General features: G+C 67.6%; 14 protein-coding genes. 1 reads left to right on the plus strand and 13 read right to left on the minus strand.

Translation table 11 applies throughout. The annotated features are described in order from the left end of the window. Nucleotides 1-43 precede the first annotated feature (43 nt). Complete coding sequence (locus ABNQ40_RS21930; protein ID WP_109490697.1) at nucleotides 44-1,216, minus strand: OpgC family protein; 1,173 nt, start codon at nucleotides 1,214-1,216, stop codon at nucleotides 44-46. 617 nt (nucleotides 1,217-1,833) lie between these two features. Between ABNQ40_RS21930 and ABNQ40_RS21935 the strand changes: the two genes are divergently transcribed. Beyond that, nucleotides 1,834-2,931, plus strand: coding sequence for a TRAP transporter substrate-binding protein (locus ABNQ40_RS21935; RefSeq protein WP_109047810.1), 1,098 nt, complete (start codon nucleotides 1,834-1,836; stop codon nucleotides 2,929-2,931). Between the two features lie 46 nt (nucleotides 2,932-2,977). Here ABNQ40_RS21935 and ABNQ40_RS21940 read toward each other — a convergent pair whose 3' ends face one another. The 12 genes from ABNQ40_RS21940 to ABNQ40_RS21995 form a co-directional block, all read right to left on the minus strand. After that, nucleotides 2,978-3,787, minus strand: coding sequence for an MBL fold metallo-hydrolase (locus ABNQ40_RS21940; RefSeq protein ID WP_109047811.1), 810 nt, complete (start codon nucleotides 3,785-3,787; stop codon nucleotides 2,978-2,980). Then, nucleotides 3,784-4,578: a TatD family hydrolase gene (locus ABNQ40_RS21945; RefSeq protein WP_109047812.1), complete on the minus strand. Its 795-nt coding sequence runs from the start codon at nucleotides 4,576-4,578 to the stop codon at nucleotides 3,784-3,786. Before ABNQ40_RS21945 ends, ABNQ40_RS21940 begins: the two co-directional genes overlap by 4 nt. A gap of 9 nt (nucleotides 4,579-4,587) precedes the next feature. Beyond that, entirely contained in the window at nucleotides 4,588-6,138 is a 1,551-nt protein-coding gene (gene metG, locus ABNQ40_RS21950; RefSeq protein WP_109047813.1) for a methionine--tRNA ligase, read from the minus strand. A 51-nt stretch (nucleotides 6,139-6,189) separates the two neighbouring features. Then, complete coding sequence (locus ABNQ40_RS21955) at nucleotides 6,190-7,308, minus strand: DNA polymerase III subunit delta' (RefSeq protein WP_109047814.1); 1,119 nt, start codon at nucleotides 7,306-7,308, stop codon at nucleotides 6,190-6,192. Beyond that, complete coding sequence (gene tmk, locus ABNQ40_RS21960; RefSeq protein ID WP_109490698.1) at nucleotides 7,305-7,976, minus strand: dTMP kinase; 672 nt, start codon at nucleotides 7,974-7,976, stop codon at nucleotides 7,305-7,307. Before tmk ends, ABNQ40_RS21955 begins: the two co-directional genes overlap by 4 nt. An 11-nt stretch (nucleotides 7,977-7,987) precedes the next feature. After that, complete coding sequence (locus ABNQ40_RS21965; protein WP_109047815.1) at nucleotides 7,988-9,178, minus strand: D-alanyl-D-alanine carboxypeptidase family protein; 1,191 nt, start codon at nucleotides 9,176-9,178, stop codon at nucleotides 7,988-7,990. An 87-nt stretch (nucleotides 9,179-9,265) separates the two neighbouring features. Further along, nucleotides 9,266-10,249, minus strand: a complete 984-nt coding sequence (locus ABNQ40_RS21970; protein WP_109047816.1) for a septal ring lytic transglycosylase RlpA family protein — start codon at nucleotides 10,247-10,249, stop codon at nucleotides 9,266-9,268. A gap of 132 nt (nucleotides 10,250-10,381) precedes the next feature. Continuing rightward, nucleotides 10,382-11,188 (minus strand): YdcF family protein, encoded by an 807-nt coding sequence (locus tag ABNQ40_RS21975; RefSeq protein WP_247879544.1) that lies wholly within the window; start codon nucleotides 11,186-11,188, stop codon nucleotides 10,382-10,384. Nucleotides 11,189-11,258: 70 nt separating this feature from the next. Continuing rightward, nucleotides 11,259-11,651, minus strand: a complete 393-nt coding sequence (locus tag ABNQ40_RS21980) for a VOC family protein (protein ID WP_109047818.1) — start codon at nucleotides 11,649-11,651, stop codon at nucleotides 11,259-11,261. Between the two features lie 41 nt (nucleotides 11,652-11,692). Next, nucleotides 11,693-12,280 (minus strand): class I SAM-dependent methyltransferase, encoded by a 588-nt coding sequence (locus ABNQ40_RS21985; protein ID WP_109047819.1) that lies wholly within the window; start codon nucleotides 12,278-12,280, stop codon nucleotides 11,693-11,695. 53 nt (nucleotides 12,281-12,333) lie between these two features. Next, complete coding sequence (locus ABNQ40_RS21990) at nucleotides 12,334-13,068, minus strand: exopolysaccharide biosynthesis protein (protein ID WP_247879545.1); 735 nt, start codon at nucleotides 13,066-13,068, stop codon at nucleotides 12,334-12,336. Beyond that, nucleotides 13,065-14,960 carry an ABC-F family ATP-binding cassette domain-containing protein gene (locus ABNQ40_RS21995; RefSeq protein WP_109047820.1) on the minus strand — a complete coding sequence of 632 codons (1,896 nt, stop codon included), beginning with the start codon at nucleotides 14,958-14,960 and terminating at the stop codon, nucleotides 13,065-13,067. Before ABNQ40_RS21995 ends, ABNQ40_RS21990 begins: the two co-directional genes overlap by 4 nt. Between the last annotated feature and the right edge of the window lie 163 nt (nucleotides 14,961-15,123).

Consider the following 15,123-nt stretch of genomic DNA (forward strand, 5'->3'; position numbering starts at 1 on the left):
TCGCCGTCCCCGCCCTTGACCCTGCCTTCGCGCCATGCACCCCTCATGTGCCCATCTTCGTAGTGGCCGCAACCCGGTGGCGCCGCGCCCGCTCCGCCGACTGGTACCAGTTCAGGAAGCGCGCCATCAGCACCATCGCGGCGATGCCCAGCACCGTAACAAGGAACTGTGCGGAAAGCGAGCCGCTGACATGGACCAGCACCGTTTGCCCCGCGAAGGACAGCAGCACGCCCAGGCAGAACACGTGCAGCGACTGCTTCCCGCAGGCGAGCACTGGGGCGGCCAGCGGTCCGCGCAGCCAGGACGCCCCCGCCGGCACCAGCCACAGCACCAGATAGGCCAGCGCGAAGAAATGCAGCAGGCGCAGCGGGTCGAGGTCGGTCTTGCTGATGGGATATAGGATCTCGGTCAGCCACACCGGGATCAGCGCATGCAGCGGGGCGAATTTCCAGGACAGCGTCAGGAACAGGCTGGCCAGCAGGACCGCCCCGGCGGCGACAGCCACCGGCCGGCGGAAGCGGGTCAGTGCCGTCCGAAGATCCGGCTGGAATTGCAGCGACGCGCCCAGCACGAACAGGAACTGCCAGGTGAAGGGGTTGAAGTACCAGACGCCGCCGTCCGGATAGGTCGGCAGGTTCCATCCCCACTGCCGCGCCGCCAGATAGAGCGCCGCCGATCCTGCCAGCGCCCCCAGTGGCCGGCGGCGCAGGGCCGGCAGGAGAAGCGCCATCGCCAGCAGAAGCAAGATGTAGAGCGGCAGGACATCCAGGTTGGCCGGCCGGAATTTCAGCAGGATGGCCTGGGTCAGGGCGGTGACCGGATCCTGGAAATAGCCGGCGATGCCCATCTCCTCCGCGAACAGCGGACTGTCGAAGGCGCGGGCGGTGTAGGCGATCTGTGCTGTGTAGGCGAAGAACAGGATGATGTAGGTGGCGTACAGCGTCCAGCAGCGGTGCAGCACCTGGGCTGCCGCCATCGGCATTCCCTGCCGGTCCAGCGTCCGGCCATAGACCAGGGCTGCGGTGTAGCCGGAGATGAAGACGAAGATCTCGGTGGCGTCGCTCAGCCCGAAATTCCGCGGCGTGGCCCACGAGATCTGGTTGGCCGGAATGTGGTTCACGAAGATGAACCACAGGGCCAGACCGCGGAAGAAGTCCAGCCGCAGGTCGCGTGCCGCCGTCTCGTTCCCGCTCTCCGCCGCAGTTCCTTCCCTCATGGCCGCGCCTTTCATGGCCGTTCCACCTGCAAGTGTCTGCTCCGCCCTCATCAACAATTCAGCCGGGCCCGGTTCCCGGGGTACGCCTTGCAAAAGATGGGGGTGCGGCCGCCGGAGTCGAGACATTAAGCGCCGAATGGGCCGGGAATGGGGTTGGGCCGTTGTCGGGGCCAATGGTTGAATGGAACCCGCGGCTTCGCGCCGCAGCCTTAAACCTCTGAAATACAGTCCTCAATTCCCGTTCGCACTTGATCCGGACCGTTTGCTTCCTGCATAATCCGGCCAGCAAAAGAAAGCTGGGGCGGATCGGCCGGAAGGCCGGCGGCAATCCCGGATGGACGGGAGGAAACGCACACCAACGACGGAGAACCGCGGGACAGGACGGGGGCGCCTTGCGCCGGCGCCCACCGGTCCCGCGGTTCCCCGCGGTGCGACGTCCGGGCTGGTCGAGCGTGCATCCCACTCATTCCCGCTTTCCCCGCTCACCCGGTTTCGTCCTGTCCTGTGAAGGACCGGGCCTTGACGGGTGCGGCCCGGCCGCCCCCAACGCGGGGTCTCCGCCGGTCCGGCGACAAGAACTCATAACTCATAACGAGAATGGACAAGGGAGCTTCTGGATGAAACGTCGTGCATTTCTGACCTCCGCCGGTGTGGGCGTCGCCGCCAGCACGCTTGCCGCCCCTGCCATCGCCCAGTCCGCGCCCGAGATCAAGTGGCGCTGCGCCTCCAGCTTCCCCAAGAGCCTCGACACCATCTATGGTGGTGCGGAGTTCGTGGCGAAGCGCGTGGCCGAGCTGACGGACGGCAAGTTCCAGATCCGCGTCTTCGCGGCTGGCGAGATCGTGCCGGCGCTCCAAGTGCTGGATGCGGTGAAGGACAACACCATCGAGTGCGGCCACACCGTCTCCTACTATTACGTCGGCAAGGATCCGACCTTCGCCTTCGATGCGGCGATGCCCTTCGGCCTGAACGCCCGACAGCAGAACGCCTGGATGACCCATGGCGGCGGCAAGGAGCTGATGGCGGAGTTCTTCGCCGGCCATAACCTCGTCTCCATCGGCGCCGGCAACACCGGCACCCAGATGGGCGGCTGGTTCCGCAAGGAAATCAAGACCGTCGAGGACCTGAAGGGCCTGAAGTTCCGCATCGGCGGCTACGCCGGCACCATCATGGCCAAGCTCGGCGTCGTGCCGCAGCAGATCGGCGGCGGCGACATCTATCCGGCGCTGGAAAAGGGCACCATCGACGGCGCCGAGTTCGTCGGCCCCTATGACGACGAGAAGCTCGGCTTCCAGAAGGTCGCCAAATACTACTACTATCCCGGCTGGTGGGAAGGCGGCCCGCAGGTCTCCATGCTGTTCGGCAAGGAGAAGTTCGAATCGCTGCCGCCCACCTACAAGGCGGCACTGCAAGCGGCCTGCGCCGACGCGACGCTGGACATGCTGGGCAAGTACGATGTCCAGAACATGACCGCGCTGAAGCGCCTCGTCGCCAGCGGCACCCAGCTGCGTCCCTTCCCGAACGAGGTGATGCAGGCCTGCTATCAGGCTGCCATCGAGGTCTACGAGGACGAAGCGGCGAAGAACGAGAAGTTCCGCAAGATCTACGACGCGTGGAAGAAGTTCCGCGAGGAAGAGTATCTGTGGTTCCGCGTCGCCGAATACAGCTTCGACCGCTTCGTCTATGCGGCACCGCCGCTTGAGAAGAAGAAGTAAGCAACTGCTGGGAGGAGGTGGATTTCCACCTCCTCCCGTGCGAGACCTAGACCTCGATCACCAGTCCATCGTATGCCGGCTCGACCCCCTCCGGCAGAATCCGCCGCAGGCTGTCGTAGTCCATGCTGTTGTCCATGTGGGTCAGATAGGCCCGCCGCGGCTGCACCCGCTCGATCCATTCCAGCGTTAACGCCAGATGCGCATGCACGGGATGCGGCGGCTCCAGCCGGCCGCAATCGACCACCCAGGTGTCCACGCCGGCCAGCGCTTCGAATGCCCGGTCGTCCAACCGCACCACGTCGGTCGAATAGGCGAAGCTGCCGAACCGGTAGCCGACCGTCCGCATATAGCCGTGGTCCTGCTCGAACGGCGCGATCTCCATCCCCTTCACGCTGAACGGTCCGTCGATGCGGTGGGTGTTCAGCACTGGCCGGTAGAAGGGATAGCCCTCCGGCAGCGGATCGAAGCAGTAGGGGAAGCGCAGCTCGATGTCGCGCAGATGCTCGTCCCAGCCATAGGCGTCGATCGGCGCATGCATGTGGCGGCAGATCTCGCGCAGTTCGTCGATGCCGTGGCAATGGTCGGCATGCTGATGCGTCCACAACACCGCGTCCAGCCGCGCGCAGCCGCTGTCGAGCAGCTGTTGCCGCAGGTCGGGGGAGGTATCGACCAGCACCGAAACGCCGTCCCGCTCGACCAGAACCGACGGGCGCATGCGCCGGTTCTTCGGATTGGTAGGATCGCAGCGGCCCCATTGGCCACCGGGCACACCGGCGATCACCGGCACGCCGCGCGATCCGCCGCAGCCAAGGACGGTTACGCGCGCAGCACCGGGTGATGCGCCGGCTTCACTCATGCAGCGGCCTTGTGCTGGGCGGCCTTGTCGAACAGGCGGAAGAAGTTGTCGGTGGTGACGCGGGCCAGTTCCTCCGCCGACACGCCCTTCACCTCTGCCACGCAGGCCGCTGTGTGGGCGACATAGGCCGGCTCGTTGCGCTTGCCGCGGAAGGGGATCGGCGCCAGATAGGGCGCGTCCGTCTCCACCAGGATGCGGTCGAGCGGCACGTCCTTCACGATGGCACGCAACTCCTCCGACTTCTTGAAGGTGACGATCCCCGACAGCGACAGGGTGAATCCGTACTCCACCGCCTCCTCCGCCAGCGCCCGGCCGGAGCTGAAGCAGTGCAGCAGCCCTTTCACCGGCTGGCCGGCCGCTTCCTCCTTGACGATGCGCATGGTGTCGTCGTCGGCATCGCGGGTGTGGATGATCAGCGGCAGGCCGGTTTCCAGGCTGGCGCGGATGTGCCGGCGGAAACACTCCTGCTGCTGGTCGCGCGGGCTCTTGTCGTAGAAATAGTCGAGCCCGGTTTCGCCCAGCCCGATCACCTTGGGATGGCGCGACAGCTCAACCAGCGTGTCGACGGTGGTGATAGCGAACTCCTCTGCCGCCTGATGGGGATGGACCCCCACCGTGCAGAGGATGTCGTCGTAGCGTTCCGCCACCGCCAGGATGCGGTCGAAGCGGCTGATGTAGGTGCAGATGGTGACCATCCGCCCGATGCCGGCCTGCCGGGCGCGGTCGACGACCGCGTCCAGTTCTTCGGCGAAATCGGGAAAGTCGAGGTGGCAATGGCTGTCGACGAGCATCAGCGGAACTCAGGCCTTCGGTTCTTCGACGTAACGCGGGAAGACGCCCTGCGGCGTCGGCAGCGGCGTGCCGGCGGCCAGCGCCCCCGACGGACCCAGCGTGCCGAAGCCGCGCGCGTCCGGACCCAGTGCCAGCAGGTCGAGGATCTTGGCGGAGGCGTCGGGCATCACCGGCTGGGTCAGGATCGCCAGATGGCGGATCGTCTCGGCCAGCACATAGAGCACGGTCGCCATGCGCGCCGGGTCGGTCTTCTTCAGCGCCCACGGCGCCTGTTCGTCGACATAGCGGTTCGCGTCGCCGACCACGGCCCAGATGGCGTCGAGCGCCTTGTGGAAGGCCTGCGCCCTGATCTCCGCGCGCACGATGTCCAGCATGCCGTAGGCCGAGCCGAGCAGGGCGTTGTCCGCCTCGGTGAACGCACCCGGCGTCGGCACGGCGGCACCGCAGTTCTTGCCGATCATCGACAGCACGCGCTGCACGAGGTTGCCGTAATCGTTGGCGAGGTTGCCATTGATCCGGTTGACCATCTGCTTGTGCGAGAAGTCGCCGTCATTGCCGAACGGCACTTCGCGCAGCAGGAAATAGCGGGTCTGGTCGAGGCCGTAGGTGTTGACCAGCGAGTCCGGGGCAATGACATTGCCCAGCGACTTCGACATCTTCTGGCCTTCGATGGTCCACCAGCCATGGGCGAACACGCGGCGGGGCGGCTGCAGGCCGGCGGCCATCAGGAAGGCCGGCCAGTAGACGGCGTGGAAGCGCAGGATGTCCTTGCCGACCATGTGCAGGTCGGCCGGCCAGTATTTGCCATAGTCGCCGGTGGTGTCGGGATAGCCGACGGCGGTGATGTAGTTCGCCAGCGCGTCAAGCCAGACATACATGATGTGGGCGTCGTCGCCCGGCACCGGGATGCCCCACTTGAAGGTGGTGCGGCTGACCGACAAATCCTTCAGGCCCGACTTGACGAAGGACATCACCTCGTTGCGCTTGCCGGCCGGCGCGATGAAATCGGGGTTCTGCTCGTAGAACTCGATCAGCCGGTCCTGCCAGGCCGAGAGCTTGAAGAAATAGGACGGCTCCTCGACCCATTCGCACTCGGCGCCGGTGGGGGCGATCTTCTTGCCCTCGGCATTGGTGGTCAGCTCGTCTTCGCCATAGAAGGCCTCGTCGCGGACCGAATACCAGCCGGCGTAGGAGCCGAGATAGATCTCGCCGCGATCCTTCAGAACCGTCCACAGCGCCTGCACCGACTTGACGTGCCGCGGCTCGGTCGTGCGGATGAAGTCGTCGTTGGAATAATTCATCAGCGACACGAGATCGCGGAAGTTCTGCGACACCCGGTCGGTGAATTCCTGCGGCGCGATGCCGGCCTTCTCCGCCGACTTCTCCACCTTCTGGCCGTGCTCGTCGGTGCCGGTCAGGAACTTCACGTCATAGCCGTCGAGGCGCATGAACCGGGCGAGGACGTCGCAGGCAAGCGTCGTGTAGGCGTGGCCGATGTGCGGCACGTCGTTCACGTAATAGATCGGCGTCGTCAGGTAAAAGGTCTTCGGCCCGGCCATTTGCGGCACTTTCTTTCAAGTCAGGTTCAACCGGCAGGTTCTGAAATAACCCTAGGCGGCTGCCGTTTCCAGCGCCGACAGGGCGTTCAGGACCACCTGCTTGCGGTCCAGGTTTGCGGATTCCGCGCGCGCGAAAAGACGCTGAACCTTTTCCCACACCTCCACCCAACGTTCAAGACCGTGGGCGTTCGCCAATCGGGTCATCAGGGCGGCCTCGCCCGGCACCACCTCCGCCGGCCAGGAGCCACGGGCGAGCGAGCGGGCGAAGCGGGCGAGCCACCAGACCAGCAGCTCGGTCGCCGTCTCGAACATCCCGTCATCTTGGCGGCGGGTCAGCTTGTCGCCGAAGGCGTGCGCCGCGACGATGTCGATACGCGGCAGGTCGGACAGCAGCCCGATCATCTCGCGGTAGAGCGCCAGCCCACCCGCGTCGGCAAGATCGATGGCGCGGCCGACGCTGCCCTCCGACAGGCGGGCCAGCGCCGGGCGGTCGTCGGCGGCGATGTCGGGCCGGTGCTGGCCCAGCAGGTCGATCACCGTGTCTTCGTCCAGCGGCTTCAGCGTCAGCTTGCGGCAGCGCGAGCGGATGGTCGGCAGCATGCCGCCGGGATTGTCGCTGACCAGCAGCAGCAGGGCGCCGGGCGGCGGCTCCTCCAGGATCTTCAGGATGGCGTTCAGACCACTGAGATTCATGCGGTCGGCGCCGTCGATCACCGCGACGCGCCAGCCGCCTTCCGCCGAGGTGCGGCGCAGGAAGGGGCCGATCTTGCGCACGTCGTCGACGGCGATGTCGCGCTTCAGCCGGCCCTTCTTTTCGTCGCGCTGGCGTTCGATGGTCAGCATGTCGGCATGGCCGCCCGACGCCACCCGGCGGAACACCGGATGGTCGGGGCCGATGTGCAGCGAGGTGACCGGCGCTGCGCTGCCGAACAGGCTGTCGCTGGGCGGCTCCTGGGCCAGGACGAACCGGGCGAAGCGGAAGGCCAGCGTCGCCTTGCCGATGCCCGGCGTGCCGCCGATCAGCCACGCATGTGGCAGCCGGCCGGAGTTCCAGGCCTCCAGCAGCAGCCGTTCCGCCTCGTCATGCCCGACGAGGTCCGGGTTGCGCCGCGGGGCGAGCGCCTCCTCCGCGGCCGGGACGGCGGTGGCCGATGTGCGCGCCTTGCTCACGACGCCAGCCCCAGGGTCAATCCCAACCGGCCCGACACCGCGTCCCGGATGCGCGCCTGCACGGTATCGAGGTCGGCGTCGGCATCGACCACGGCGCAGCGCTCCGGCTCCCGCCGGGCGATGTCGAGGAAGCCGTCGCGCAGCCGCTGATGGAAACCGATGTCCATCCGCTCATAGCGGTCCTCGCCGCCATGGCGCGCCACGGCGCGGCGCAGGCCGGTCTCCACATCGATGTCGAGGATCAGCGTCAGGTCGGGACGGAAGCCGCCGAGCGCCGCCGTCTGCAAGGTCTCGATCAGATCGCGCCCCAGCCCCAGCCCATAGCCCTGATAGGCCATGGTGCTGTCGAAGAAGCGGTCGCACAGCACCCAGGTTCCGGTCTCCAGCGCCGGCCAAACCGTGCGCTCCAGATGGTCGCGGCGGGCGGCGGTGTGCAGCAGGGCCTCGGTGGTCGCGCTCCAGCGGCCGGTCTCGCCGGTCACCAGCAGGCCGCGGATCTCCTCCGCGCCGGGCGATCCGCCCGGCTCCCGCGTCGTCACAAGCTCGACGCCGCGGGCGCGCAGGGAGACGCGCAAGCTGTCGGCCAGACGGCGCAGCTGGGTCGACTTGCCGGCCCCTTCGCCGCCTTCCAGCGTGATGAAGCGGCCGCGTGCGGGAGAGGTCGGCATCGTCGTCACGGTCACAGGCTGTTGCCGAAGACGAGATACTTGGCGGCGGCGAAGGCGCGGCCGAACATGCCGGCTTTCGGCACGTCCTGGGCGGCCACCACCGGCACCTCCTTGCCCGGGAAGCCGGGGGCGGAGATCACCAGCTTGCCGACCGTGTCGCCCTTCTTGATCGGGGCGGCGACCGGGGCATTGCTGACCAGCGACACCTTCATGCCGGGTCGGTCGGCGCGGGCCATGGTGACGCTCAGGTTCTGCGGCACGGTGACCGGGACCATGTCCTGCTCGCCCAGCCAGACCGGAACCTGCTCGATGGTCTCGCCGCCCTTATAGAGGGTGTAGGAGGCGAATTCGCGGAAGCCCCATTCGATCAGACGGGCCGATTCGTCGGCGCGCGCCTGCATGTTGGGCAGGCCGTTGACCACCAGCAACAGCCGGCGCCCGTCGCGCTCGCCCGATGCGGTCAGGCCGTATCCGCCGGCGTCGGTGTGGCCGGTCTTCAGGCCGTCGACGTTCATGTTGCGGTAGAGCAACGGGTTGCGGTTGCCCTGGGTGATGCCGTGATACTTGAACTCACGGATCGAATCGTAGCGGTAGAATTCAGGGAAATCCTTGATCAGGCGTTCGGCCAGAAGCGCCAGATCGCGGGCGGTCATGTAGTGGTTGGGGTCGGGCCAGCCGGTGGAGTTGACGAAATTGCTGCTCTTCAGCCCCAGTTCCCGCGCGCGCTTGGTCGCCTGTTCGGCGAAGGCCTGCTCCGACCCGGCCAGCCCCTCGGCCAGCACGATGCAGGCATCGTTGCCGGACTGGACGATCATGCCCTTCAGCAGGTCGTCGACCTTGATGTTGTTGTGAAGCTCGACGAACATCTTCGAGCCCTGCATCCGCCAAGCCCGCTCGCTAACCGGCAGGGTGCTCTCCAGCGTCAGGCGACCGCCCTTGATCGCCTCGAACACCATGTAGGCGGTCATGATCTTGCTCATCGACGAGGGCGCCATGCGCTCGTCGGCGTTCTTCTCGAACAGCACGGTGTCAGAGGTCAGATCGACAAGGATCGCCTGCTTGGCGATGGTGTCGAGGGTCGCGGCCTGGACCGAGACCGCGGTGAAGCTGGCGCCAATCGTGGCCCCGGCCATCGCTATTCCGGCCGCGACAGCAACGGAACGGCCGAAAACGGCACACAGGCGGACGACATCAGCGTTCATGGCAACAATCCTCCAAGGGCACTCGGTACAGGCATAGGGTCGCTGGCGCTCATAAGGAGCGGCCGGGGGTGGTGTCGGGTGGCCGGATCAATCCACCACGATTTTGGCCTCCGTAAGGCCGGCCTGGATGATCTGGGTCAACAGGGTATCCGCCCTGTCGACGCTGTCCAGCGGTCCGACGCGGACGCGGTGCAGGGTCAGGCCGGCGGTCCGTGTCTGGCTGACGCTGGCGCGTTGGCCGATGGACGACAGGCGGGCGCGGGCCTTCGCCACATTCTCCTCGCTGCCGAAGGCGCCGACCTGCACATAGATCGCCTCATGCGCCCTCACCGGTAGCTGCGCCACCACCGGGGCCGGCACGAAGCGGCCCTCCGCCATGCTGCCGGCGACAGTGGCCGGCGGTGGGACCGGGGCGCCGACCACCGGCGCACGGGGAGTGCCGGCGGAGGGAGACAGGGAGGCTGCAAGCGTCGTCGCCGGTCCGGATGGGCCGCTCACCTCGATCCGGCCGCGCGGGGCTGCCTTCGGCGGCGGGCCGTCGACCTCGGCCAGCAGCGGGGCGGGCGTACCCTGGCGCGCGGCGGCGGCGATGGCGCGGCTTTCCTCCGCCAGGATCTGTACGCGCACCTTGGCGGTGCCGGGACCGTCGAAGCCCAGCAGCTGGGCACCGCGCCGCGACATGTCGATGATGCGGCCGTTGGCGTAGGGGCCGCGGTCGTTGACCCGCACGACGATGGACCGGCCGTTGTCGAGGTTGGTGACGCGCACCAGGCTCGGCATCGGCAGCGTCTTGTGCGCGGCGGTCAGCTCGTTCTGGTCGTAGATCTCGCCGTTGGCGGTGTTTTTCTCATGGAAGCCGGGGCCGTACCATGAGGCGATGCCGGTCTCGTCGTAGCTGAAATCTTCCTTGGGATAATACCAGACGCCGTTGATCTGATAGGGCTTTCCCACCTTGTAGACGCCACTGGTGGGAAGGCCCGGGCCGGTGCCGGCGGGTTTCTGCGCGCAGGCGGCGAGCGCTGCCACGCCGACCAGCACGACGACCCTGCTCACCCCGCGCCAGCGACGCATCCGCCAATTTCCTTCTTTCCTCGACCCGGCCCGACCGCCAGGGCGGCGGCACTCTAGCGGAGTGGCACCGCCGCGCCAATGGCTCGAACGCGGCGGCGGTACGATGACACAGCCCGCAGGGGGGCAGGGCCGTCAGGGGCCGGGGAACAGGCTGTCGGTGCGCCCCATCAGCCAATAGGCGGTCAGCCCGATCCACTCGCGCACCGCGTCGTCCAGGATCACCAGATTCTGCCCGAACTCGAAGCGCAGCCAGGGCGTAGCGTCATGCTTGGTGCGGTAGTCGACGGGATAGGGGGTCACCTCCCACCCGACGGTGCGGAAGATGCCGACCGACCGCGGCATGTGCATGGCCGAAGTGACCAGGACCCAGCGTTCCCCCGGTGCCGGCTTGACCATCTCCTTGCTGAAGACCGCATTCTCCCAGGTGTTGCGGGACTCAGCCTCATAGAGCACACGGTCGGCGGGGATGCCGGCCTGGAGCAGGGCGGCGCGGGCGGTCACGTCCTCCTTCAGGTCCGGCGCCAGCAGCCGGCCCGATCCGCCGGTGAAGACGGCCTTGGCCTCCGGATGGCGGCGGACGAGGTCGGCGAAGCCCAGGATCCGCTCCGCTGCGTCGTTCAGCGACGGATCGCCGCGGTCGGCGGTGATCGGCGGGTTGAGGGCGCCGCCCAGCATGATGATGCCGTCGATCCGCCCCTCGGGCACCAATCGCGGGAAGCGGTTCTCCAGCGGCAGGGCGACCAGCGCACCGAGACCCGTGTACATCACCAGCAGAAGCAGCACCGCCGCCAGCGTGACCAGCCGCCGTCCGGCGCGCTGCCAGCGCCGCGTCCGCAGCAGCAGTGCACCCAGCGCCACCGCCAGCACCAGGGCATTGCCGGGCGCAAAGACGCCCCACAGCAGCTTCGACAGGATGAAGGACATTGCCGGCAGGCTCACGATGGTGGACGGGTGGGCGGACGATAAGCGCGGCGGTCGGGGCAGGGCAACCGCGCCGGCCCCGCTGCCGTCAGCCGCCGACCGGCGTGCACAGCTCCACCAGCGTGCCGTCGGGGCAGCGGATGAAGGACACGGTCTGCCCCCACGGCATGGCTTTCGGCGGCGCCAGTTCGCTGGCGCCGGCGGCCAGCGCCGTGGCGTGCGCCGCCTCCACGTCGCCGGTGACCAGCGCGATTTCGACGCCCAGCGGCTTCTCGCTGGCGCTGGCGAAGACATAGCCGGCGGGGTGGTGCGACAGCGCCAGCTCCTGGCTGGCGAAGGACAGGGTGGTGGAGCCGGTGTCCAACTCGCCATAGTCGCCCGTTTCAGCGAGGAAGCGCCGGCTCAGCCCGAACGCCTTCTCGAAGAAGGCCAGCGACGCCGCGACGTCGGGAACATAGAGGATCGTATAGCCGAACTTCATGGAGGCTCTCGCTGGTTATGGGTTCCGGACGGAGGACCGTATCACTCCGCGGTGCGGCGGTATCCCCATACCGACGCCGGCGGCAGATTTTGCAGGGTGAAGCTCAGCCGCTTTCCGGTCAGCCCCAGCGCCTCGCGGTTCAGCGGCGAATGCGGCATGAAGCTGTAGAGCAGAAAGCGCCCGCCCGGCCGCAGGATACGGAAGGTGGTGTCCAGCACCTCGCGCTGGAACTCCAGCGGGAAGGTGATCATCGGGATGCCGATCACCACGGTGCCGACCTTGCCGCACAGTGCCTCGCCCAGCAGTTCCGGCGCCTTGCGGCAGTCGTCGGCGATGACGGTGACGGCCGGGCAGCGGGCGCGCAGATGGCGGGCGAGGTCGGGGTCGATCTCGAAGCTGTAGAGCCGGTCGGCCGGAATCCCGGCCTCCAGCATCGCCGAGGTGATCGGGCCGGTGCCGCCGCCGAACTCCACCACCGCCTCGTCCGGCTCCCGCCGGATCTCTCGGGTGATCCGCCGGCGCAGCGCCTGGGAGGAGGGGGCGACCGACCCCATCGCCCAGGGATCGGCCAGCCAGCGGCGGAAGAACAGCCAGGATTCGGAAAGCGTCGCGGATGCCGTTTCGGTCATGTGGGCCTCCCTGGATCGGGACGACCTGCACCCATGGTTCCGATGCAGCCGTCCTAATGCAGAGTTGCTGCCAGAAGTTGGTGACCTGCGTATGACAGGCTGCTCGCCACCAGCGTCAAAAACACCAGCGCCGCTGCGGTCAGCCCCAGCCCGATGCCGATGGCGCCGCCGTCGCGCTCGATCAATCCCAGCGAGATCAGCACCAGCGCGAATCCCGGCAGCCAGCCGGTCAGCGGCAGCGGCACGATGCAGGTCAGCGTCAGGATGAACAGCAGCAGCCCGAACCAGCGCTCCTCGTCGATGCGGGCGAGGCGGTGCAGCCGCGGCTTCAGCATCCGCTCGATCCACACCAGCCGCGGCATGGCGGCGTCGAGCGTCCGCGCCGCCAGGCGGGTGCCGATGGAGCGGCGCAGCAGCCAGTCCGGCAGCCCGGCCCCGCGCCGGCCGAAGGCCATCTGCGCGGTGTAGAGCACGATGGGCAGGTCGAACAGGCAGGACACACCGAGCGGCACCGGGGCGATGGTCGGCAGCGCCAGTGCCAGCAGGATGGTGCCGAGCGAGCGGTCACCTAGCGCCTGGATCAGGTCGCCCAGCGTGACCCGCCCCTTCGGCAGGTTGGCGCGGAAGCGGGCCAGCACGTCGGAGGTCCGCTCCTCCTCCACCGCATCGCAGGCGGCGGGCAGGGCGATGGTGCCGTCATGCTCCATTTTCGCCCGATCCATCTCCGCTGGGCCCATCTCTGCCTGACCGTGGGCGCCGGAGCCGTCGATGTGCCTGCGGGCGTTCAAACGCCGGCCTCCGCCGCGGCGCTCTCGTAGAGTTCGAGCGCCTCCAGCCAGGTCTCCTCGGCGGTCGCCAGCTTCTTCTCCACCGTGCCCAGTTCGATCTGCAGCTTGGTCAGCTTGTCGGACGGGCCGGTGTAGAGCGCGGGGTCGGACATCTTCGCCTCGATCTTGCGTTTCTCCTCGCTCAGCTTGGTCACCAACGCCTCGGCGTCGGTGGCCTTGCGCTTCAGCGGGGCAAGCGCGGTACGCGCCTCGGCGGCGGCGCGGCGCTGGTCCTTCTTGTTGGGGCCGGCGTCGCGTTCGGCTCCACCCTTCGCCACTGCCCGTTCCGCCTTGGCGCGGTCGAGCAGATAGCGGCGGTAGTCGTCCAGATCGCCATCATAGGCCTGCACCGTGCCGTCGGCGACCAGCAGCAGCCGGTCCACCGTCATCTCGATCAGATGGGGATCGTGGCTGATGACGATGACGGCGCCGGGGAAATCGTTGATCGCCTCGATCAGGGCTTCGCGGCTGTCGATGTCCAGATGGTTGGTCGGTTCGTCCAGCATCAGGATGTGCGGGACTTCCCGACTCATCAGCGCCAGCAGAAGCCGCGCCTTCTCGCCGCCGGACAGGCTGGAGATCTTGGTCTCCGCCTTCACCTGCGGGAAGCCGAAGCGGCCGAGATGGGCGCGCACCTTCTCCTCCAGCGCCAGCGGCATGATGCGCTGGGTCTGCTGGATCGGCGTCAGCGACAGGTCCAGCTCCTCGGCCTGATGCTGGGCGAAATAGCCGATGCGCAGCTTGGACGGGCGCCGCATCTCGCCGGCCATCGGTTGCAGCCGGTTGGCCAGCAGCTTGACCAGCGTCGACTTGCCGTTGCCGTTGGCGCCCAGGAGGCCGATGCGGTCCTCCATGTCGATGCGCAGGTTGACCCGCCGCAGGATCACCTTGTCGCCATAGCCGATGCTGACCCCTTCCAGCGCGATCAGCGGCGGCGCCAGCTCGTCCGGGGCGGGGAAGTTGAAGACGACCTCGGGATCGTCCTCCATCAGCGTGATCGACTCCATCTTCTCCAGCAGCTTCAGGCGGCTCTGCGCCTGACGGGCCTTGCTGGCCTTGAAGCGGAAGCGGTCGACATAGGCCATCATGTGCTTGCGCCGCGCGTCCTGCTTGGCCGCCATCGAGGCCAGCCGTTCCTGGTTGGCGCGGCGCTGCGCCAGAAACTGGTCGTAATTGCCGCTGTAGGTGACGAGCTTGCCCTGGTCGATGTGGATCGTCGTGGTCGGCACCGCGTTCAGCAGCTCGCGGTCGTGGCTGACCAGCAGGATGGTGTGCGGGTAGTTCTTCAGATAGCCCTCGAGCCAGATGGTGGCTTCGAGGTCGAGGTGGTTGGTCGGCTCGTCCAGCAGCAGCAGGTCGGGGCGGGAGAACAGCACGCCGGCCAGCGCCACGCGCATCCGCCAGCCGCCGGAGAAGTCGGAGCAGGGCCGTTGCTGCGCTTCGGCGTCGAAGCCCAGGCCGGACAGCACCTGCGCCGCGCGCGACGGGGCGGAATGCGCCTCGATGTCGGCGAGCCTTGCGTGGACCTCGCCGATGCGCATCGGGTCGGTCACCGTCTCGGCTTCCGCCAGCAGGGCGGTGCGTTCGGTGTCGGCGGCCAGCACGGCGTCGATCAGCGTGGTCGGGCCGCTGGGGGCCTCCTGCGCCACCATGCCCATCCGCATGCCGGCCGGCAGGGTGATGGCGCCGGCATCCGTTTGCAGCTGGCCCGAGATCAGCTTCAGCAGGGTCGATTTCCCGGTGCCGTTGCGTCCGACCAGCGCCACGCGATGCCCCTTGGGCACCACCGCCGTCGCATGGTCGAACAACACTCGGCCGCCGAAGCGGAAGGTCAGGTCATTGATGTGCAGCATAGCGCGCGAGGATGTAGCACGAGGGGCCGCCGATTTGAAGCGGGGCAGGGCCGATGGCGCGCGAATGGCACGGCTTTGTCCCGCGCAGGGCAGCCGGTTCCGCCTTGCTTCGGCTTGGTGCCGGTCATCGGGTTTGTTTGAACACGACCAATTCAAGGAACGG

Origin of the sequence: Azospirillum sp. A23, from assembly GCF_042938965.1 — a bacterium.
In the GTDB taxonomy this organism is placed as follows: Bacteria; Pseudomonadota; Alphaproteobacteria; order Azospirillales; family Azospirillaceae; genus Azospirillum; species Azospirillum melinis.